Source organism: Mycobacterium sp. 852014-52450_SCH5900713, assembly GCF_001667075.1.
GTDB lineage: Bacteria > Actinomycetota > Actinomycetes > Mycobacteriales > Mycobacteriaceae > Mycobacterium.
Genome location: NZ_LZIL01000074.1, coordinates 26,190 through 45,220, shown reverse-complemented (window position 1 = coordinate 45,220; position 19,031 = coordinate 26,190). Strand labels below are relative to the sequence as shown.

Annotated in this window: 21 protein-coding genes; 13 read left to right on the top strand and 8 right to left on the bottom strand. The window is 67.3% G+C overall.

Annotated features, from left to right (window positions below):
• Positions 1-79 precede the first annotated feature (79 nt).
• Together A5773_RS22465 and A5773_RS22460 are read left to right on the top strand one after the other, a co-directional pair.
• Positions 80-727, top strand: coding sequence for a TetR/AcrR family transcriptional regulator (locus tag A5773_RS22465; protein WP_066956851.1), 648 nt, complete (start codon positions 80-82; stop codon positions 725-727).
• Complete coding sequence (locus A5773_RS22460) at positions 720-2,243, top strand: FAD-dependent monooxygenase (protein WP_067792629.1); 1,524 nt, start codon at positions 720-722, stop codon at positions 2,241-2,243. The genes A5773_RS22465 and A5773_RS22460 overlap by 8 nt, the downstream gene beginning before the upstream one ends.
• On the opposite strand, the gene A5773_RS22455 is transcribed toward A5773_RS22460, so the two are convergent.
• Complete coding sequence (locus A5773_RS22455; RefSeq protein WP_066956859.1) at positions 2,240-2,869, bottom strand: TetR/AcrR family transcriptional regulator; 630 nt, start codon at positions 2,867-2,869, stop codon at positions 2,240-2,242. The two genes, A5773_RS22460 and A5773_RS22455, sit on opposite strands and share 4 nt — an antisense overlap.
• Positions 2,870-2,907: 38 nt before the next feature.
• Positions 2,908-4,089, bottom strand: a complete 1,182-nt coding sequence (locus A5773_RS22450; RefSeq protein ID WP_067792628.1) for an SRPBCC family protein — start codon at positions 4,087-4,089, stop codon at positions 2,908-2,910.
• Positions 4,090-4,378: 289 nt separating this feature from the next.
• Between A5773_RS22450 and A5773_RS22445 the strand changes: the two genes are divergently transcribed.
• Positions 4,379-5,521, top strand: coding sequence for a glycosyltransferase (locus tag A5773_RS22445; RefSeq protein WP_066956865.1), 1,143 nt, complete (start codon positions 4,379-4,381; stop codon positions 5,519-5,521).
• 55 nt (positions 5,522-5,576) lie between these two features.
• On the opposite strand, the gene A5773_RS22440 is transcribed toward A5773_RS22445, so the two are convergent.
• Complete coding sequence (locus A5773_RS22440; protein WP_232001947.1) at positions 5,577-6,056, bottom strand: hypothetical protein; 480 nt, start codon at positions 6,054-6,056, stop codon at positions 5,577-5,579.
• Between the two features lie 98 nt (positions 6,057-6,154).
• Between A5773_RS22440 and A5773_RS22435 the strand changes: the two genes are divergently transcribed.
• Entirely contained in the window at positions 6,155-7,009 is an 855-nt protein-coding gene (locus tag A5773_RS22435; RefSeq protein WP_066956869.1) for a sulfurtransferase, read from the top strand.
• A 3-nt stretch (positions 7,010-7,012) separates the two neighbouring features.
• Here A5773_RS22435 and A5773_RS25750 read toward each other — a convergent pair whose 3' ends face one another.
• Positions 7,013-7,891: a hypothetical protein gene (locus tag A5773_RS25750; protein ID WP_082948346.1), complete on the bottom strand. Its 879-nt coding sequence runs from the start codon at positions 7,889-7,891 to the stop codon at positions 7,013-7,015.
• 139 nt (positions 7,892-8,030) lie between these two features.
• Here A5773_RS25750 and A5773_RS22425 point away from each other — a divergent pair, with 139 nt between their 5' ends.
• The 6 genes from A5773_RS22425 (at position 8,031) to A5773_RS22400 (ending at position 12,842) form a co-directional block, all read left to right on the top strand.
• Entirely contained in the window at positions 8,031-8,828 is a 798-nt protein-coding gene (locus A5773_RS22425; protein WP_067792626.1) for an alpha/beta hydrolase, read from the top strand.
• A 7-nt stretch (positions 8,829-8,835) separates the two neighbouring features.
• Positions 8,836-9,618, top strand: coding sequence for an SDR family NAD(P)-dependent oxidoreductase (locus A5773_RS22420; protein WP_066956875.1), 783 nt, complete (start codon positions 8,836-8,838; stop codon positions 9,616-9,618).
• Positions 9,615-10,487 carry an LLM class F420-dependent oxidoreductase gene (locus tag A5773_RS22415; protein ID WP_066956878.1) on the top strand — a complete coding sequence of 291 codons (873 nt, stop codon included), beginning with the start codon at positions 9,615-9,617 and terminating at the stop codon, positions 10,485-10,487. Before A5773_RS22420 ends, A5773_RS22415 begins: the two co-directional genes overlap by 4 nt.
• Positions 10,487-11,218: a hypothetical protein gene (locus tag A5773_RS22410; protein WP_067792737.1), complete on the top strand. Its 732-nt coding sequence runs from the start codon at positions 10,487-10,489 to the stop codon at positions 11,216-11,218. Before A5773_RS22415 ends, A5773_RS22410 begins: the two co-directional genes overlap by 1 nt.
• An 84-nt stretch (positions 11,219-11,302) precedes the next feature.
• On the top strand, positions 11,303-11,797 hold the full coding sequence (locus A5773_RS22405; RefSeq protein WP_066956881.1) for a lipoprotein LpqH: 495 nt from the start codon (positions 11,303-11,305) through the stop codon (positions 11,795-11,797).
• A 55-nt stretch (positions 11,798-11,852) separates the two neighbouring features.
• A complete protein-coding gene (locus tag A5773_RS22400; protein WP_066956884.1) occupies positions 11,853-12,842 on the top strand; it encodes an alpha/beta fold hydrolase in 990 nt (329 codons plus the stop codon).
• A gap of 73 nt (positions 12,843-12,915) precedes the next feature.
• On the opposite strand, the gene A5773_RS22395 is transcribed toward A5773_RS22400, so the two are convergent.
• The gene (locus A5773_RS22395; protein ID WP_067792624.1) at positions 12,916-14,118 is read right to left on the bottom strand and encodes a cytochrome P450; all 1,203 of its coding nucleotides are present in this window, start codon (positions 14,116-14,118) and stop codon (positions 12,916-12,918) included.
• Positions 14,119-14,133: 15 nt separating this feature from the next.
• Positions 14,134-14,799, bottom strand: a complete 666-nt coding sequence (locus tag A5773_RS22390) for a TetR/AcrR family transcriptional regulator (RefSeq protein ID WP_067263989.1) — start codon at positions 14,797-14,799, stop codon at positions 14,134-14,136.
• A gap of 185 nt (positions 14,800-14,984) precedes the next feature.
• Here A5773_RS22390 and A5773_RS22385 point away from each other — a divergent pair, with 185 nt between their 5' ends.
• Positions 14,985-15,770 (top strand): spirocyclase AveC family protein, encoded by a 786-nt coding sequence (locus A5773_RS22385; RefSeq protein WP_067792623.1) that lies wholly within the window; start codon positions 14,985-14,987, stop codon positions 15,768-15,770.
• Between the two features lies 1 nt (position 15,771).
• Here A5773_RS22385 and A5773_RS22380 read toward each other — a convergent pair whose 3' ends face one another.
• Positions 15,772-16,746, bottom strand: coding sequence for an LLM class flavin-dependent oxidoreductase (locus tag A5773_RS22380; RefSeq protein WP_067263996.1), 975 nt, complete (start codon positions 16,744-16,746; stop codon positions 15,772-15,774).
• A gap of 114 nt (positions 16,747-16,860) precedes the next feature.
• On the opposite strand from A5773_RS22380, the gene A5773_RS22375 reads away from it, so the two are divergent.
• Both A5773_RS22375 and A5773_RS22370 read left to right on the top strand, forming a co-directional pair.
• Entirely contained in the window at positions 16,861-17,061 is a 201-nt protein-coding gene (locus tag A5773_RS22375) for a hypothetical protein (protein WP_067792620.1), read from the top strand.
• Between the two features lie 101 nt (positions 17,062-17,162).
• A complete protein-coding gene (locus A5773_RS22370; RefSeq protein WP_369817393.1) occupies positions 17,163-18,305 on the top strand; it encodes a MalY/PatB family protein in 1,143 nt (380 codons plus the stop codon).
• Here the strand turns inward: A5773_RS22370 and A5773_RS22365 are convergent.
• Positions 18,302-19,030, bottom strand: coding sequence for a DUF2652 domain-containing protein (locus tag A5773_RS22365; RefSeq protein WP_066956905.1), 729 nt, complete (start codon positions 19,028-19,030; stop codon positions 18,302-18,304). The two genes, A5773_RS22370 and A5773_RS22365, sit on opposite strands and share 4 nt — an antisense overlap.
• Position 19,031: the final 1 nt, after the last annotated feature.

Sequence of the window (19,031 nt, the reverse complement as noted above, 5' to 3'; positions counted from 1 at the left end):
CCCGCTGGAGATGCATACCTCAAATATTGCCTGACAGGCAATATTGCCCGCCGGGCAAGTTTTGCGTACGTTGGTGCCCATGACCGAACAGCCGCGCGGGTTGCGGGAGCGCAAGAAGGCCGACACCCGCCGTGCCCTCAGCGACGCCGCGCTCAATCTCGCCTTCGAACGCGGGCTGGACAACGTGACGCGCGAGGACATCGCCAACCTCGCGGGAGTTTCGTTGCGCACGTTCAACAACTACTTCGGCGGCAAGTACGAGGCACTCGCCTACCGACAGACCGAGCGCATGCGCCGCAGCATTGCCGCGTTACGGCAACGCCCGGCCGACGAGCCACTGTGGACATCGATCGCACACGTGGTGCTCGAGCCCCTGGAAGCCGACTTCGGTGAGGTGTACGGCGAGGAACACCAGGTGCCCAGCCGCCACGAACTCGTCGAGGTCCGCAAAATGCTGATGAACCCCCAGATCCGTAACGCATTGCCGCAGGACCTATTCGATGAGTGGCTCGCGGTGATCGCCGAACGCACCGGCACCGATCCCGAGCACGACCTCTACCCGCGCCTGGTGGTGGCGATCGTGCGCGCCGTCGGCGACGCCGCAGCGGAGGCCTACGTACGAGCCGACCCGCCCGTCCCGATCACCGACCTGATCCGTTCCGGCTTTGCCGCCGTCAGCGCCGGCCTACCCCAACCCACCAAACGCACGAAGGAAACACATGACTGACGAACACGCCGACATCGTCATCTCCGGCGCCGGCCCCAATGGACTCCTGCTGGCCTGCGAGCTCGCGCTGGCCGGCATCCGGCCCGTCGTGCTGGACGCCCTGCCGGGACCCAGCCCGGAGCCGAAGGCGAACGGCCTTGTGGGACAGGTGGTTCGGACGCTCGACATGCGCGGCCTGTATCAGGCGTTCACCGGCGACCCCGAACCGCCCCAGCCGACCTACGGGTGGATCTTCGCAGCCATGACCCTGAACTTCTCCGGCCTGCCCGAAAACCCGATGTACGCGCTGCCCATCCAACAGCCCCGGCTGGTGCGGCTACTGGAGAAGCGTGCCCGCGATCTTGGCGTGGATCTGCGCTGGGGACACGAACTGACGGGTTTGCATCAGGAGCCGGAAGCCGTTGGAGTGCTGGTGTCTTCGGCCGAACGTGATTATCGCATCGACGCTGACTACCTGGTGGGCGCCGATGGCGGTCGCAGCCTGGTGCGCAAGACGGTGGGCATCGACTTCCCCGGCACCACCACGGACATCGTGGGTCGGCTCGCCCACGTGCACGTCCCCGACGAGTACCGCCGCGCCGACGGCGGGCTCGACATTCCCGGGTTCGGCCGGGTCGCCTTCGGTCACACGCGATTGGACCGGGGCGGACTGATCTACGCCGAGTTCGAGCCCGGTCGATCGCTCTTCGGGACCTTCGAATTCGGGCCGCCGGTCGAGGACAAACCGATGAGCGTGGCCGAGCTGCTCGCAAGCGCCCGCCGCGTACTGGGCGTCGACGTTCCCTTTGAGGAGCCGAAAGACCCTGGGCCGCACGCGCTTCGCCGGATCAACGGACAGAATACCCGCCATGCCGAGCACTATCGCGACGGCCGGGTCCTGTTGCTCGGCGACGCCGCCCACGTGCACAGCGCCATGGGCGGCCCCGGACTGAACCTGGGCCTGCAAGACGCCATGAACCTCGGCTGGAAGCTGGCCGCCCACCTCAACGGCTGGGCCCCAACCGGACTGCTCGACACCTACGAATCCGAACGCCATCCCGTCGGCGAGCGCGTGATGATGCACTCGCAGGCTCAGACCGCGCTCATGTTGCCCGGTCCCGAAGTCGCGGCGCTCCGCACCCTGCTGGGCGAACTTTTCAGCCTCCCCGACGTCGCCAAGCACATGGCCGCGCTGTTGGCCGGCACCGACGTGCGCTACGACGTGGGTGACGACCACCCACTGGCGGGTTGGCCCTTGCCCGAGCTGACCCTCGCGGACGGCCGACGGATCACCGAGTTGCTCCACGGCGCGAGCCCGGTGCTCCTCGACTTCGACGGCGGCGTCGGGACCGCGGCGTCGGCCTGGGCCGATCGGGTGGAGATCGTGACCGCTACGCTCGACGACCCGCCCGCCGCGGCTCTGCTGATCCGGCCCGACGGATACGTCGCCTGGGCGGCTGACGAATTCGGGCCGGCCCAGCAAGCCGGCCTGCACGCGGCGCTGCGGCGCTGGTTCGGGCCCGAGTCCAGCGGTTAGGGCGCGGGCCGCGCGGCTCCAGGGACGGGCCCGAAATGGGTGATGGCGGGCGCCACCCACTGGCGCAAGTAGTCCCGCAGCTCGCTGCCCGTCCGTGGCGGCCGTCCGGGGTCGACGATGAAGGATTGCAAGACCCTGAGCATGAATTCGACCAGGTCGTCGCGCCTGTCGTCGGTGATGCCGGCGCTGTTCCAGTCCACGTTGAAGCGATCGATGATGGAGCGCCCCAGCGCAAGCGCAACATCGGAAGTGACGCTGGCCGAGTAGGCCGCCGCCTTGTCGGAGGTCAGGAGCAACCCGAGGTATTTGTCCTGAGGGAGCAATTCCAAAGTGTGGGCGATGCCCTCGACCACCGCCTCGGCCGGGTCGTGAATGGGCTCCACGTGGGCCGCCAACCGGTCGAGGGCGGGGCCCACTTCCGACAACGCGGTCGCGGCCAACAGCGCGTCGGCGCTCGGGAAATACCGGTACACGGTCTGACGAGTGACGCCCAGATCGCGCGCGATATCACTGATTTTGATGTCCGGGCCTGACTGATCTATCGCGCGGCTCGCCGCGGAAATGATCCGCGCAATGGCTTCGTCGTCGCTCGACGGCAACGCGCCTGCCCAGCCGTGTCTGCGCATCTACCGTGCCCTCACGGTGAGTATGGTCGCATGAGAACCTAACTCAGCGCGACGCCTATCTCCTCGGCAAACACTCTGACCATGTGTTGCACGCCGATCTCGTTGCGGCCGATCACCATATGGTCGTGTTGGCCCTGGCGCACACCCTCGCCGCACTGCGGCAGCATCGCGAAGTCCTCGTCGCGCACCGCCGCGTGCACGGCGTCGTAGATCATGTCGTAGCCGGTCCGCTGGTCGTCGGTGGTCGCCGGGATGCGCGCCAACCAACTGTGCCGCACGGTGCAGCGGGTGGGGGCGCCGGCGGGCAGGATGTCGATGACTTCCACGCCCACGTTGCTGTTGGCCAGAATCAGGTTCGGGTAGATCCAATAGATCAGGCCCATGTTGTCCCGCACGTCCCACGATCCAGTTGGATCGGTGTCGAGGTTGGCGATCCAGTTGAACGGAAAGCCCAGGCGGTGATGCTTGCCGTACTCGTCGTAGATGGCCACGTTGGGCAGGGCGTTCTGGCCAATCAGGCTCTCGCCGTGGACAAATGGGAAGTGGTATCCCTCCGCGAACGCTTCCAGTGCCCCCTTCCACGACACCTCGGAGATGAACTCGCGGTGCGTGTGATACCCGAACGATCCGTAGTCGAGTTCGGCTAACTGTGAACGCAGCGGACCCAGATGCGCGTCGACGTCGAGGGAACCGTCGGCGCTCAGCACCGCCCAGATGAAGCCGTACGCTTCCTGACTGGGCAACTCCACGAGCCCGTAATCGTGGGTATCGACCCCCGTGAAGCCGGATTTGCCTGGGACGCTGAACAACTCACCGGTGTTCTTGTACGTCCACGCGTGATAGGGGCAGGTGAAGCGAGAGGCGTTGCCCGCACCGCATGCGGGCATAGCGCCGCGGTGGCGGCAGTAGTTGAGAAACACATGGCTGGCTCCCGAGCGGTCCCGGGTCACCAACAGCGAATTACCGAGCACCGAGCGGACTTCGAAGTCGTTCGGATCGGGCAGCTGCACACTCGGCAAAATCGCCAGTGGGGTCCGCCGCAGAATCTGCGACTCCTCGATGTCGGCGACTTTGGCGTCCCGGTAGTAATGCAGCGGCACTCGCAGCACGTCCGCGGCCAGGTCGGTCGTCTTGTCCAACACGAGCCGCAACGCTCGCCGCGTCAGATCGTCGTTGAGTTCAACCGGACGCACGCTCTCGATCGTCACGACTCGGACCATACACCGGAGTACCTATGGATGGTCAAGCCCCCGCGACCTCGTCGTATCGCGGACGTGTCGGGCACGGTGGTCGGATTCCGCACCCGGTCAGTGGGACCTCGCAACTGCATTGAGCCTCCCGATTTCGGGCGACTTCCTCGGCGCGCGGGTATCCGGCGCCGACGTCGGCGAACGGATCAACGAAGCCGAGGGCCCCAAGGGCTAGCCGGTCGGCGGAATTCATGGACTGTTCAGGCCAGCGCCAAGTCCACATTGTTGAATGCACACGCGCACCGCGTGTCCTCACGTTATGCGCGTTGTACAGGTCGCCAACTTCTATGGCCCTCGCTCCGGCGGCCTTCGCACCGCGGTGGACCGGCTGGGCGCCGAATATTGCGCCGGCGGGCACGAGGTGTTCCTGATCGTTCCCGGGCAGCGTGCCGAGCGCAGCCGGCTGCACACCGGCGTGGTGCGAATCACCCTGCCCGCCCGGCTGATTCCCCTCACCGGCGGCTACCGCGCCGTACTGCCCGGGCCGGTCAAGGCGCTGTTGGAGGCGTTGCGGCCCGACGCCCTGGAGGTCTCCGACCGGCTGACCCTGCGATCACTGGGCCGGTGGGGACGCGACCATGGCGCCACAACGGTCATGATTTCCCACGAGCGGCTGGATCGGCTTGTGGGACAGATCCTTCCGCGCCGCGCCGCGGTGAAATTCGCCGATCTGGCCAACGCGCGCACCGCGGCCGACTACGACACGGTGGTATGCACCACCGGTTTCGCGCGCGAGGAATTCGACCGCATCGGCGCGACGAACACCGTGACCGTCCCGCTGGGCGTGGATCTGCAGACCTTCCACCCGCGCCGGCACTCGTACCTGGTGCGGCGGCGCTGGGCGACGCCGACCCAGCTGCTGGTGGTTCATTGCGGCCGGCTGTCGGTGGAAAAACGGGTCGACCGCAGCATCGACGCGATCGGCGAGTTGCGCCATGCCGGGGTCGATGCCCGGCTCGTCGTAGTGGGCGAGGGTCCGTTGCGGGCCAGGCTGGAGCGACAGGCCGCCCGCCTACCAGTCGACTTCACCGGGTTCGTCTCCGATCGGCGCATGGTGGCCGGGCTGCTGGCCTCGGCCGACGTGACCCTGGCACCCGGACCGCACGAGACTTTCGGGCTCGCCGCCCTGGAGTCGCTGGCCTGCGGGACACCGGCCGTGGTCTCGCGCACCTCGGCGCTGACCGAGATCATCACCGCGGACAGCGGTGCTTCGGCGGACAACCACCCGGCCGCCATCGCGCGGGCGGTCAGCGCCGTCACCAGCCGCCCCGAGCACCACCGACGCGTCTCGGCGCGACGCCGTGCCGAGGACTTCACCTGGCACCGGGCGGCAACGGGCATGCTGGCCACGTTGGGGGCGCCGGCGCAAGACGATCACCCCGGCGCCGAGCACACGGCTTAGCCCCATAAATCCAGGGCCACATGGGATTTGCCTTGACCTCGGACCGCGGAACTCCCTAAAAGTCGGAGGCTGCCCACGATCCGGGCGGATACGGCGGAACCACGCCGGCGAAGGCGCCATCGGTGAGCCTGCACAGGGTGTCGGAAATCGTTCCGGCGTTGGCCAATACCTTCGCTTCGCTGCCCGGCGCGACGCGCGCGACCACCGCCTGCCAGAAGTAGCCGACGCCGCCGTGTTCGTACCAGACGAACCAGTCGGTGTCGCGATTGCCGGCACGAATCAGCCGGCGGAACGGCAACGTCGGATCGCGGACCGCGTCGGTCGCGTTGAACGGCGCGCCGATGTCGGCGATGGGCGGCAGCAGCTTGGTCAGCTCCGGCGGCAATTGGGATAAGTGCTGCACTTCCCGCACGGGTGTCGTCAACGCGCACTGGGTGTTTGGCAACGCTTCCGCGGGGACCGCCGTCACCAGTGCCAACGTGGCGGCAAGACAACCGCTGATTCCATAGCTGATGCGCGCCACGATCTGCTCCATCTGGTCTACCGCTCACCAGGACGCTACGCCACCCTTTGCTGAACGGCGCCGCTTTCGCGGCCGCTAGGCTCATTGCTGACGATCAGGGAGGCGAATCGGTGGGAACCCGAGACCAGGTGTTGATCACCGTCGCAGAGCTGGCTGGCCTCCTCGAGGCCGGCGATCCGGTGACCATCCTCGACGTGCGATGGCGCCTCGACGAGCCCGACGGGCGGCCGGCCTACCTGGACGGGCACGTGCCGGGCGCGGTGTACGCGTCGCTCGAAGACGAACTCAGCGATCACACGATCGCCGGACGTGGCCGCCACCCGCTGCCGGCGGGCAGCGATCTGCAGTCCGCCGCGCGCCGGTGGGGAATCCGGGATGACGTGCCGGTCGTGGTCTATGACGATTGGAATCGCGCCGGTTCGGCGCGCGCCTGGTGGGTGTTGACGGCGGCCGGTCTGTCCGACGTCCGCATCCTCGACGGGGGCCTGGCCGCCTGGCGAGCGGCCGGACGGAGCCTCGAAACGGGGCAGGTGACACCGCAGCCCGGGAATGTGACTGTGCCGCACGATGATCTGTACGCCGGTGGCCGACCGACCCTGACCGCCGAACAAGCCGGCGACGGCGCCGTGACGCTGCTCGACGCGCGAGCGCCCGAACGCTTCCGCGGCGAAATCGAACCGCTCGACCCCGCCGCCGGGCACATCCCCGGCGCCACGAACCTGCCCAGCACCGCGGTCCTGGCGGCCGACGGCACGTTCGTCGGCGACGACGCGTTCAGTCGAATTCTGGCCGAACACGGCGTCGACCACGGCGACCCGTTGGGCGCCTACTGCGGCTCGGGCGTGACCGCCAGCGTCACGGTAGCCGCGCTCGCCGCGCTGGGCCGGGAGGCGGCGCTGTTTCCCGGGTCGTGGTCCGAGTGGTGTTCGGACCCCGCCCGCGCCGTCGCCCGCGGTCCCGAGTAACGGTCACACACCGCCCCAGCTCTGCAGGAACGCGGCGGTCACCCGGGCGGCGTTATTCGCCGCGATCCGCTTGTAGCAGAAGAACTGGAACGGAAAGCCCGGCAGGTGGAGCGGATCGCCGGGCCCGTCCGTGATGCCCCGGATGCCCAGGAAGGGGACACCGTGCGCATCGGCGACGGCCTGCGCCGCCGCGGTCTCCATGTCCGTCGCATCGTAGGCCGGGTCCGACGTCGAGACGATGTTCAGGTTGCTGATGAGCGCGCTTCTGAGCCAGCGGCCCGCCGCCTGCCGGAAATTGCCCGTGTACCGCAGCGAGCGATCGGGCGCGCGGCGGGGCTGGCAGCCGAAAACGTCGCCGCCGTTCGGGATACAGGGAAACGCCACGCCGTTGTTGTTGTCCCAACTACAACCGTCGCCACCGACGACGATTCGCGGCCGGCGCCGCAGATCGATACTGCCGGCGACGCTTTCCAGTGCGACGGAGAGCTTCTTGGCCGTGGCCAGCATGGCGGGATCAACCGGGCGAAACGTCGTGCCGTTGTCCAGTGTCCAGCGCGCCGGTACGGTCACGTCCGCAATGCTGGTGCGCGCCGCCCCGCCGGCGACCCCCGAAAACACCACCGCCCCAATCTCGTTGGACGATCCGCGAGCGAAGCGTGCCAACGCGGCCTCGGTGGTGTCGACGGCGTTCACCAAACCGATGCCCGTCATCGCCACGATCACCTTCTTGCCGGCGATCGCGCCGAGATAGAAATGTCGCCGGTCGACCACGACCACCGGGTCGGAGTCAAGCGTGGTGTGAGACAGCACCGCGTCGGCTTCGGCCGGAAAAGCGGACAGCAGCAACGTGCGCCGTTCACCGCCATCCGCGCCAGCACGCATCGACCCAGTAAACGCCACTACAGCCGAGGGCGGGGCCGACTCCGTCGCGGCTTTGCTGATTTCGGCCCTTCGCGGGGGGCCAGCGGTTAGTCTCAGCGGCGTTGCAGGCAACCCTGGCGCGCCACAGAGGAGCACGTTCATGCTCGAAGTGATCGACAGAACGCCGCGCCGCGAATCCCACAAGCCGCCGGTGCTATTCGTCCACGGCGCATGGCACGGCGCCTGGTGCTGGGACGAGCATTTCCTGGACTTCTTCGCGGACAAGGGCCACCGAGCGTTGGCGCTGAGCCTTCGCGGTCACGGAATGAGCCCGGCTCTCAAGTCGATGCGGTTGTGTTCGATCGCGGACTTCGTTGTCGACGTCGCCACGGTCGCGGACCGGTTGCCGGAACGACCGGTGATAGTCGGCCACTCCATGGGTGGCTTCGTCGTCCAGAAGTACTTGGAATCGCACGACGCTGCGGCGGCCGTGCTGCTGGCGTCGGTACCCCCGAACGGCATCCGCGGATTCTTGGCGCGCAGGTTCAAGCGGCACCCGTGGTACACCGCCAGCGGGCTGGTCCGGACCAGGTCGCTGTGCGGTGTCGGCGGCACACCGGAATTGGCCCGCGAGACCTTCTTCTCGCGGTCGAACTCCGAAGCCGATGTGGCGCGCTATGCCGCCGAACTCTGCGAGGAGTATGCGCTCAAGATCGCGATCGACATGTTGTGGCTCGACAAACCCAGGCCGCACCTTGTCAGCACGCCGCTGTTGGTGTTGGGGGCCGAAGACGACGTGTGCTTCACGACACGAGAAGTCCGGGCGACCGCGGCCGCCTACGACACCGAAGCGGAAATCTTCCCTAAGATGAGCCACGACATGATGCTTGACCCTGGGTGGCGTGCCGTCGCCGAGAGAATCCACGCTTGGCTCGAAACATGCGTGCCCGCAGGTTGACTGCGCAATGAGCGGCCGGCTTGACGGTAGGGTCGCGATCATCACCGGGGCTAGCACCGGCCTGGGGCCCGTGCTGGGCGCGCTGTTCGTCCGGGAGGGCGCCAGGGTGCTGCTGGCCGCGCGACGCGAAGAGCTGGTACGCGAGGCCGCCCACGCCGCCGGGCCCGGAGCCATCGCGGTGCGCGCGGATGTCACCGACGAGCATGACGTCGCGGCCATGGTGGCGCGAGCCGTGACCGAATTCGGCCACGTGGACATTCTGTGCAACAACGCCGCCGCACCCGGACAGGACCGCTGGATCTGGGAGCAGACCCTGGACAACTGGAACGCCACTCTCGCCATCGACGTCACCGCGGCGATGCTGTGCACCCGGGAAGTGCTCAACCAGTCGATGCTGGCGCGCCGTCGCGGCGTCATCCTCAACTTCTCTTCCACGGCAGGCTATTCCGGCATCGTCCGCAAGACCCACTACGTCACCGCCAAGGCATCCCTGCGGGCGTTCACCAAGACCGTCGCGCTGGAAGTCGGGCCCTACGGCATCCGGTGCAACTGCATTGTGCCCGGGGCCATCGATACCGAGCTGTGGCGGCAATGGGTGCAACGCACGGCCGACGAGCGAGGGGTCGATTTCGCCACCCAGCGCGCCAAAGCCGTCAAAGGCGTTGCCCTGCAAGATATCTCCACGCCCGAAGACGTCGCCAACTTGGCGTTGTTTCTGGCCAGCGACGAAAGCCGCACCATCACCGGCCAATCCATCCCTGTCGACGCCGGAGGGTACATGCAGGGATGAGCGCCCCACGACTCTCGGTGGCCACCCCCGTGGTGACAATGTTTCCGAAGACCAGCGGCGACTGGGAGAAACACGCTTCCATCGACGACCTGGCGCGCATCGCCGAGGCGGCGGATCGGCTCGGCTACCACCACCTAACCTGCAGCGAACACATCGCGCTGCCCGCGGCCGAGACGCACCGCCGCGGTACCCGCTATTGGGATCCGCTGGCCACCTTCGGCTACCTGGCGGCGCGCACCTCACGAATCCGGTTTGCCACCAACGTGCTGGTGCTCGGATACCACCATCCGCTCGAGATCGCCAAACGCTACGGCACGCTGGACAAGGTGAGCGGCGGCCGGCTCATCCTCGGCGTCGGAGTCGGCAGCCTCAAAGAGGAATTCGAGCTCATCGGCGCACCCTTCGACGACCGTGGACCGCGGGGCGACGACGCCCTCAAGGCGCTGCGCGCCTCGCTGTCCGTGCCCGAACCCGCCTACCACGGCGAGTTTTACTCCTTCGGCGGCATGGTCGTGGATCCGTGCGCGGTGCAGGACCGTGTCCCGATCTGGATCGGGGGCCGCACGCTGCGGTCGTTGCGCCGCGCCGCGAACCTGGCCGACGGCTGGGCACCCTTCAACGTGACCCTGCCTCAGGCGCGAGATTGGTTGAGCCGCTTCGATCTTCGATCCGATTTCGAGGTCGTCCTGCCGCCATCGACGGCCCTGGACCCGATCAACGAGCCGGAACAAACCCGAGACGCCGTCGGCCAGGCCGCCGCGCACGGCGCCACCATCGTGCCCGCCGTCTTCCGCCACACCTCGCTGCAGCATTACCTGGACAACCTGCAGGCGCTCGCCGAGCTGCACTCCCCCGGCGGCGCCGCGTGATCCGGATCAGGGCAGGCATATTCAGCCTCACCGCCGCCGCGCCGGCCGACGACGACGGCGGCTACCTGCGCTGGCACCTGCTGGATCACATGCCGGAGCAGTATCAACTTCCAGGCATCGTGCACGGGTTGCGCTGGATCGCCGACGGCGACTATCCCCAGCATCGACTGGCGGCAAACGGCCCGCGGGGTGAGATCGGCAATGCGGTGCACTACCTGGTAGGCGACCCCGTCGAGGAGACATTCGACGACTTCGTCGCCCTCGGCCGCGCGCTGCGCGAGAACGGCCGCTTTCCCGTCGTCCGGCCGTCCCTGCAAGTGGCCGGCCTGCGCTTGCTGCAATGGCACAGCGCCCCGCACGCGCTGGTCTCCGCGGAGGTGGTTCCGTTCCGGCCGCACCGCGGCATCGTGCTGATCGTCGAAGAACCCGTTGACGGCAGCCGACCGGACGGGTGGCTGCAGTGGTTGCATGCCGAGCACCACCCGGCGCTGCTCGGCGTGCCGGGCACGGCCGGCGCCTGGACATTCGGTTCCAGCGCCGGCTGGAGCCACCTGCCGCGGGGCTGGCGAACCGAGCACCAATACATCACCGTCGTCTACCTCGACGACGACCCGCTGACCACGACCAGTGCCCTGGCACCCGTCATCGAAGAGCGATGGCGATCGGACGCGGTACGGCCCATCTTCGCCGGACCGCTGCGCAGCATGGTCAGTTGGGAAGCCTGGCGGTAAACCCCCCGGTTGACTGGTCGCCAGAGAAATGAGACCTTCCCGAAACGAAGGAAACCTATCGTCCTCGCTGACAAGGGAGGTGAGATGACGAATCGGTATGTCCTCGCGGCCGCGGGACTTGTGCTGGTGGCCGGTTTGTCGGGCTGTTCCGGCAAGGGCGGCCAGCCGCCGTCCGCCCCAAGTTCGAGCCGTGTTGCCGTGACCACGACCGTCATGATCGACGGGAACAAACACACCATGACCACGGGGGTCAACTGCGCCAGTTCGGCGGCGCAACCGAACGCGTCGCCACCGGAATCCGGGGACCTGACCACTCGCATCACCGTCCACGACGACACGGCGTCTGTGTCGCTGGCCCTGTCCGACGAGAAGCCGCCGATGGTGGACGGATTCGCGATTTCGCTCACGCTGGCCAACGGTCAGTACCAACTGCCCTACCAGTCGACCAAGTCGGCGACCCAGGTCCAGGCAACCAAGGAGGGCAAGAGCTACACGGTGACCGGGACGGGCGAGGCGACAACGCCCGGCCAAAGCGGCACGCGCCCGGTGACTTTCGGGGTGCACGTCACCTGTCCATAACTGCCGGGCCGCGGAGATGGTTGTCTACCGTCGTCGGCTCTGCGATGCTGGCAGCTTGGACATCTTCGCGGAGTGGCAAACCGGCGGCACTGAACTGCGTTGGCGGTCAACGACCGCCGCCAACGATGCGCACGAAGTCGCGGTGTTCAGTCGCCGCTGCGGCACACCCGGCGCCCCCGCCCTGGTCATCGTGCACGGCTTCCCGACGTCGAGCATCGACTTTTTCGCCCTGGCCGCTGAATTGGGTTCCGAGTTCGACATCTACCTGCTGGACTTCCCGGGTTACGGCCTGTCCGACAAGCCGGCCGAGCCGTATGTGTATTCGCTCTACGACGACGCGCGTCTGCTCGTCTACGCGATCACCCAGGTGTGGAATCTGACCGAATACCGCATGCTCACCCACGACCGCGGCAGCAGCGTCGGCATGATTGCACTGGAAATGCTGGCCGCCCTGGATCCGCCGGCCGCGCCCGTCGACCTCATCGTGACGAACGCCAACATCTACCTGCCGCTGTCCAACCTCACCGCATTCCAGACCGCGCTGCTCGACCCCGCGACCGGCCGGCCCACCGCGAAGGCAACGACGCCGCAGTTGCTGGCGGCCGGCCTGGGAGCCAGCACCTTCATGCCGCGGCGGACAACGGACGACCCCGAGATCGCTACGCTGGCGAAGTGCTTCGCCCACAACGACGGAATCCGCGTGCTGCCCGACACCATCCAATACCTGCACGAGCGTGCCGCGGACGAAACAGGTTGGCTCGAGGCACTTTCCAGGAGCCCGGTCAACACCACCGTGGTGTGGGGGCTGCATGACAACGTCGCGCCGCTACGCGTCCCCAATCATGTCTGGCAGACGTATCTGAAGAACAAGCCCGGCCGCAACCGCTACTGGGTGGTGCCCGGCGCCGACCACTACCTGCAATGCGACGCCCCCGGCCAACTTGCCGAGATCGTTCGGCTCACGGCCCAGGGCGGCGACATTCCGCTGCAGACTCTCGGCAACCAGCCCGACGGCGCGGTGCTCGTAGACCAAAGCGCCACCTAGCCCGGCCGAGTGTGCGGCTGGCCGCACGTTCGAGCTCGAGTGTGCGGCTGGCCGCACACTCGAGCCGGAAGCGTCAGCCGGTGACGACGGGCAGGCGCGCCCAGCCCCGTACGCTCGCGGTGTGCGCGCGCTGGGCGTTGGCGTAGTCGACTTCCCAGTCGGGCCAGCGCTTGAGGACCTCTTCGAGGGCCACGCGGCCTTCCATCCGCGCCAGCGCGGAGCCCAGGCAAAAGTGCAGGCCCTGCCCGAAGCTCAGGTGGCCGCCCCCGCGGTGGATGTCGTAGCGGTCCGGATCCGTGAAGTGCCGATCATCGCGGTTGGCAGAACCGTTGAGCAGCAACATGTATGAGCCCTCGGGCACGACGCGACCGTAGAGCTCGGCGTCCTGGGCCACGTAGCGGGCCTGCACCGGCGAGGGTGGCTCGTAGCGCAACGTCTCCTCGACCGCGCCGGGGATCAGGGACGGGTCGGCGACCAGTTCGCGGCGCTGATCCGGGTGATCGGACAGCAGCTGTCCCATGAAGCCGATCAGCCGGGCCGTGGTCTCGTTCCCGGCGCCGGCGATCATGGCGGTGTAGGCCAGCACCTCGGTCCGCGACAAGGGCCGCCGGGTGCCGTCGGGTTCCTCGATCTCGGCCCGCAACAGGTCGGTCATCAGGTCGTCGGACGGGTGATCGGCCCGCCATTCGATGTACTCGGCGAACACCACGATGCTTTCCTCGAACAGCTTCGCGTTCACCGCGGCCGGGTCGCGCTCCTCGGACAACTCGATGTAAGCCCCGCCTCGATCGCGGATCTTCGCCTGATCCTGCTCCGGAATGCCCAACAGGTAACCGATGGTCCGCATCGGCATCATCGCCCCGAGATCGGCGATGAAGTCGAAGCCGCCGGCACCGACCAGCGGATCCAGCTCCCGGACACAGAAGCCGCGCACCAGGCTCTCCACGGCCAGCATGCGCCGCGGCGTGAAGACACGGGACAGCAAGCGGCGGTGCAGGTCGTGCAACGGCGGGTCTTCGAACAGCAGAATGCCCGGTGGCACTTCGATATTGGCGAACAAGATGTCGGCCGTGGTCCCGCGCCCGGATCGGTAGGTCTGCCAGTTCGGCAGTTCACGCGCCACGTCGTCGTAGCGGCTCAGCGCGAAGAAATTGTATTTCTCGTTGTAGTACAGCGGCGCCTCGTCGCGCATGCGCTTCCACACCGGGTACGGGTTGTCGTCGATGTCGGAGTCGAACGGGTCGTAGTACAAGTCGATCGTGCTGGTGCCCGCCATTTTCAGTCCCTTCGCTCAGTCGTTTCGGTGTAGGAAGCCATGCAGGATCGCCTGGGTGAGTTCTTCGACGATGACCTCTCGAGACGGCGGCTTGGCGCCGAAGTAGGTGGAGCGCAACGCGGCCATCCCGGCGATCATTGCCACCGTCGAGTGAGCGGGCAGGTCGGGGTGGTCCGACCGCAGCCCTCGCAGATGCATGCCCTCCGCGCTGATCTCCCCGAGCGCCGTGATCGCCCGCCTGATATCGGCGATGCCGGCGTCGGCCTTCTCCTCCTCGCTGAGCGCCTCCGACGCCATCAGCGTCAGCAGCAGACCCTGGTGTTCGACGAAGACGTCGTAGAGCTGTCCGACGAAGTGCCGGGCCAGGTCTTGCTCGTCGGTCTCCTCGGGGACCACCGATTGCCAGGTCCGGCCGAACTCGGCGACGAAGTCGATAAACGGCTGGACGAGCGCTTCGCGGAACAACGCCGCCTTCGAACCAAAGTGGCGGAACAACAAATGCTCGGTAACGCCTGCGGCCTGGGCGATTTCACGCGTGGTCGTGCTGCGGTAGTCCTGGCGGGCGAAGCGCGCCCGAGCGCTGTCGAGCAGCAGCTTGCGCGGAGCGCCACGCGGTCGGCGGTTAGCCGGGGCCGGCGCTTCCGCCGCGCCGGGCTTCGTGCTGGGTGGCCGCTGGGGCACAGTTTCGCTCCTCGCCGATTGTTGACTGCCTTTAGGATAGTGTGCACTATCTAATGAGTCGAGCGAAGGGGTGCGACCGTGGGCGCCGTCATCATGCTGGGCACGCTGTTCGGGCTGATCGTCGTGATCTTCGGGCTGGTGCTGCGCTTTGACCCGCAGGCGCGCCGGACCCCGGGGAACGACCAGTGAGCTCCCAGATGACGCCCGTGATGCAGGCGGCGAGTGACTTCGCGCTCGTCGGGGGCATCGGGTTCACCGCCCTCGGCGTGTACCTCAGCGTTCGGCGGCGCCGTCTCCACCCCCTCCTGCTGCTGTGCATATCGGCGATGTCGTTTTCGTGGATCGAGGCCCCCTACGACTGGGCGATGTATGCACAGTTCCCGCCGGCCATCCCGCGCATGCCGTCGTGGTGGCCGCTGAATGTGACGTGGGGTGGACTGCCGTTGTTCGTTCCCGTCGGCTACATCTCCTACTTTGTGCTGCCGGCCGTGACCGGCACCGCGCTCGGGCGATGGTTGAGCGGACGGTTCGGATGGCGCAGGCCCCCAACGTTGTTGGTGGTAGGCCTTATCGTCGGCTTCTGCTGGGCGCTGTTCTTCAACGGATTCCTGGGCGCGAAGCTCGGCGTGTTCTACTACGGCCGGGTGATTCCCGGGCTGGCGATCCGCGAGGGCACCGTGCATCAGTACCCGCTGTACGACTCCCTCGCGATGGCGATCCAGATGATGGTCTTCACCTATCTGCTGGGCCGCACCGACCCGCAAGGACGAAACGTCATCGAGATGTGGGCCGAAAACAGGTCGAAGAGCCGCCTGGGCTCGTCGCTGCTGTCCGTCGCCGCTGTGATCGTCGTCGGAAACGTCCTCTATGGCGCGGTTTTCGCGCCGCACCTGGTGACGAAGCTGGGCGGCTGGGTGACCGCGGGCCCGACGGAGCAGTTGTTTCCGGGCGTGCCGAATCAACCCAAGTAGGTCACCCAAGAGCCTGCGGCAGCACAGCCTCGCCCACTCGCTTGAGATACGGCCACGCGATGTCCGGCGGCAGCCCGCCGCACAGCGGCGACAGGTTGAGGACCTGGCCGGCGCGGACCCGCGAAACCGCTTCGGGGACAGAGATAATCACGTGCGATGTCCCGGTCGCACGCAGCTCGTCCACGGTGTTGACGTGGCTGAATCCCGCCGTCGTCTCGTCGCCGGGGTTCCACGCGGCATAGGTGCGGACATCGTGCAGCAGATGCTCGCCGATCTCTTTCCACGCCTGATCCACGTCGTCGGCGACGAAGACGACCGAGGGCGTGTCGCGGTCGGGAAAGAAGGTAGGCCCGGGCTGATGGCCGTGCTCGCGGCAGGCCTCTTCGTAGGCTTCCTGCATGCCCGGCGCGTTGGCGTTGCCCAGCATGCCCAGGCCATACCTGCCGGCCCGCCGGGCCGCCGCCAACGTTCCGCCGCCCCACATCAGGCCCGGCCCGCCGGGAGTCAGCGGGCGCGGTGTCACGGTGATCCGCCGTCCGTCCTCGATGACGGTTTCACCGGCAAGCAGTCGCCGTAACAGCGCGAGTTTCTCGTCGCAGAGGCGGCCACGCGTCTTGATCGGCACGCCGAATTGCTCGAACTCCTCGGGCCGATAGCCCAAAGCTAAGATGTAGGACGTCCGCCCGTTGCTGATGATGTCGAGGACCGCCATGTCCTCGGCGAGACGCACGGTTTCGTAGAACGGAAGAATCAGGATCAGGCTCAGCGCCAGGCGCTGCGTTCGCCCGGCCACCGCCGAGGCCAGCAGTAGCGGTGACGGCAGATAGCCGTCCTCCGACCCGTGATGCTCGCACAGCACGGCGGCTAGACCGCCGTGCTCCTCGGCCCAGGCGCACATTTCGGGCGCCGCGGCGTACAGATCGGTTGGGGGCGCGGCCCATTCGGGATCGCGCATGTCGAAGCGCAGTGTGTACACGGCAAACTCCTAGGTGGCCTAATCTTGGTGATGCACGTTACACGCTCAGCCGAAGGCGTAAAGCGGCAGCGTCGTGGGAATGTCCAGCGAGCTCAGCAGGCCCGGGGGCGCGTGATGATCAGCGGCGACCCCGACATCGATTGCACGCTGGCCGCGACGCTCAAGGACCTGCGCAAGGCCGGAGTCGGCGGAATGACTTCCGGGGCCGGCGCGATGGTCGCCACCGCGATGCGCGTCGTCAACGCCGTGCCGTATGTCGTTGCGGCAGAACCGGGATTGCTCAGTTCGGTGGACCTGCCGTTGACGATCCCGTAACACGCGTTTGTCGGCGGGTAGGGCTCGCCGGTTACTCTGCGGGCGTGACGTTTAACCCGCTCGAGGAGCTCACGCTGCAGCAACTGCAGCTCCGCACGAGCATGAAATGGCGCGCGCATCCGGCCGATGTCCTGCCGCTGTGGGTCGCCGAGATGGACGTCATGCTGGCACCCACCGTGGCCGACGCCCTGCGGGCGGCCATCGACAACGGTGACACCGGATATCCGTGCGGCACCGCACTGGCCGAAGCGGTCGGTCAATTCGCGTCGGAGCGTTGGCAGTGGCACGACCTGGAGGTCAGTCGCACCGCGATCGTCCCGGACGTCATGCTCGGCGCCGTCGAGCTGTTACGTCTGGTCACCGACCGCGGCGACGCCGTCATCGTCAACCCGCCGGTGTACGCCCCGTTCTATGCCTTCGTCACGCACGACGGCCGCCACGTCGTGGAAGCGCCGCTCAACGCCGAAGGCCGAGTCGATCTGGACGCGTTGGCGGACGCCTTCGCACGCGCCCAAGGGCGCGGTGGAAACGCCGCGTACCTGTTGTGCAACCCGCACAATCCCACCGGAACGGTGCATACGGCCGACGAACTCGGGGCCATCGCCGAACTCGCCCGCCGGTTCGGCGTCCGGGTGGTGTCGGACGAGATTCACGCGCCCGTCGTCTTGTCGGGCTTGCGGTTCACCCCGTACCTGACGGTGCCCGGCGCGGAGAACGCCTTCGCTCTGACGTCCGCATCCAAGGCCTGGAGCCTGTCCGGACTCAAGGCGGCGCTGGCCATCGCCGGACCGGAGGCGGTCGCGGACCTGCACCGGATGCCGGAAGAGGTCAGCCACGGGCCGAGCCACCTCGGCGTCATCGCCCACGCCGAGGCCTTCCGAACCGGTGGCGACTGGCTCGACGACCTGCTGCGCGGCCTGGATCGAAACCGGTCGCTGCTCGGCGACCTGGTCGCCGAGCAGCTGCCGAAGGTGAAATACCAATGGCCGCAAGGGACTTACCTCGGGTGGCTGGATTGCCGGGAGCTGGGCTTCACCGAAGACGCCGCCGATGGGCTTGCGGTAGTGGCCGACATGTCCGGGCCCGCCCAGTGGTTCCTCGACCATGCGCGGGTGGCGCTCAGCTCCGGCCACGTCTTCGGCACCGGCGGCGCGGGGCACGTCCGGCTGAACTTCGCGACCTCGGGGGCCATCCTCTCCGAGGCCGTGTCGCGGATGGGCCGCGCCCTCGCCGATGCGGGCTAGGCCGGAATCTCTTCGGCGCCGCGGCCCAGGTTGCGAAAGCCCTCGGCGGGCCGCTTGAAGCCGAGCACGAACGGCAGCGAATTCAACTCCAGCTTGGCCGTGGCCCCAAGCCGGCGCAGGAAGCTGGAGTCGGGTGCGGGAAGGGAGACCTGCGACGTCGCGAGGTCGAGGTAGTGCGTCGACGTTTCCCCGATGTCGTCGAATATATGGATCAGCGGTTTGCACTGCGAGCGCACCGGTTCGTCGAGACAGGCCGCGACGGGATCGGTCATCAGCACGTATTCGATCACGGGCACCATATTTTTCAGCATGCGATGCACGAGGATGACGTCGAAGCCCGCGAGCTCCGTGTAACGCTTCACCCGTTGCTCGGCCACCTCGCCCTGGTGGACGACGAACTTCAATGAGAGTTTGTCCAATTGCGCGCAACTCGCACACTCGCAGGCGAGATCCTTTTGGAAGCGCTCACGCCGGGCGATGAACGCCTCCCGCATCCGGGACAGCCGGTCGCACACCAGCACTTTGGCGTCGCCGTCGGGCGCCCAGAAGAAGGCGGCGTCACCCTCCAGCTTCGCCAGCTTCAGGCCTCTGCCGGCGTCGATCACCGACTCCAGCAGACCCGCCACCGTCAATTGCGCATGGGCCAGGTGGGTGCGGTTCCACTGCATGTAGTGGGTGTAGCCGCTGATGTCGGCAATGATCAGGACCGCGCGCCGAATCGCCATG